The organism is Geobacillus sp. Manikaran-105, from assembly GCF_002809955.1.
In the GTDB taxonomy this organism is placed as follows: Bacteria; Bacillota; Bacilli; order Bacillales; family Anoxybacillaceae; genus Geobacillus; species Geobacillus thermophilus.
In genome coordinates, this window is record NZ_PIJG01000129.1 from 1 (window position 1) to 1305 (window position 1305).

The window sequence follows — 1305 nt, forward strand, 5'->3', positions numbered from 1 at the left end:
GGTAGCGTCAAAAGTTCTATGAAAACTCCACACAGATCATCCCATTGAGCATCGTGGGGCATGCGGAGGGCCGGATTCGCCCTTGACCAACACCCGCCAAAGGTGCGGAAGAGTCGTCAAGGGCGACGGGGACAAAAAAGAAGGCAATAAGAAAGCCGCCCTTGCCATGACCGAATTTTACCTTTGGCGGTGTTCGGTTGGTCAAGGGTTCGCTTCGCCGAATCCGGCAGGAGTTCTGTTCAACGGGCTCCGGAGGACAAAAAAGTCAGGCCGCCTCTTGTTGGAGAAACGCTTGTGCCATGGCGATCAGCTTCGTCCACCGGGCCGGCATATGCGGAAGATCCGCCAGTTCCGGGATGACGACCGGCACCCGGCCTTCGAGCGCGCTGTGTGGGCGCAGAAAGTTGAAATACGCCACAAACAGCGTCACAAAGGACACCGAGCCTTCTTCCGCACCAAACCCATGGGTCGGGCGGTAGTTGCCTTTAAAGGTCCGGTTGAATCGCTCGATGATCTGCTTGAGAGGGCGAAACTCTTCCGAGACCGGATCCTCATTGGTCAACCCGATCACTTGGCGGACGTCAAATGAAATCCCGTGTTGGGCGAAGAAGTGTTGCGCCAGCAGGTAAATCGGGTTGCCATCCACGACGAACGACAAGTCGTCTGGGAGGGACGCTAGCTTCCTGAGGACATCATCGATGGCCTTGATGGCCGAGAGCGTGTCCCGGTTGGGCGAGACGCGATACGACAGCACGATCTTTTTGACGGCGTCAAACATAAAGAACAGGTAATGCCAGCGCCCTTTGACGCGAATATACGTCTCGTCCCCGCAAAACGAACCGGACAGCTCATACGGGAACCGGTCGACAAAGGGCTTGATCCAAAGCGCGACGCTGTTGGCGTAGTTGAGCACCGTCTGATGGGAGATCGAGACGCCATGGATGTCCTTCATGGCGGCGGCGGTCTCCCTCGAGGACATCCCAAAGTTGACGTAGTACGTCAACACGAGCCCCAACACGTGCGGCGACGCAGCCAGCCGGGACAAATCGACCTTCGGCTTGATGAGCGACGAGGAAGCCAACGGGAGAAAGTCAAACAAGAACTCTCGAAACAAATACCGCACCTTGAAGGCTTGAGGATCCTGTTGAAACTGTTGGCGCTCCTTCTTCGTCATCCGGCGAAGGTTGGCCTGGTAAAACGGGCAAGCGTTGTTCTTGCACTTATAGATGTTGTATTCTTTGCGTTCCTTGATTTTTTCCAGCGTCTTTTTGCAGTGCGGGCAGCGAAAGACCGCTTGCTTGGTGA

1 protein-coding gene is annotated in these 1305 nt (G+C 55.8%); it reads right to left on the reverse strand.

Going from position 1 to position 1305, the window contains the following annotated elements; genetic code table 11:
• Positions 1-265 precede the first annotated feature (265 nt).
• The coding region (locus CV945_RS16835; RefSeq protein ID WP_100660199.1) for a DDE-type integrase/transposase/recombinase at positions 266-1305 on the reverse strand (1040 nt) is incomplete at its 5' end.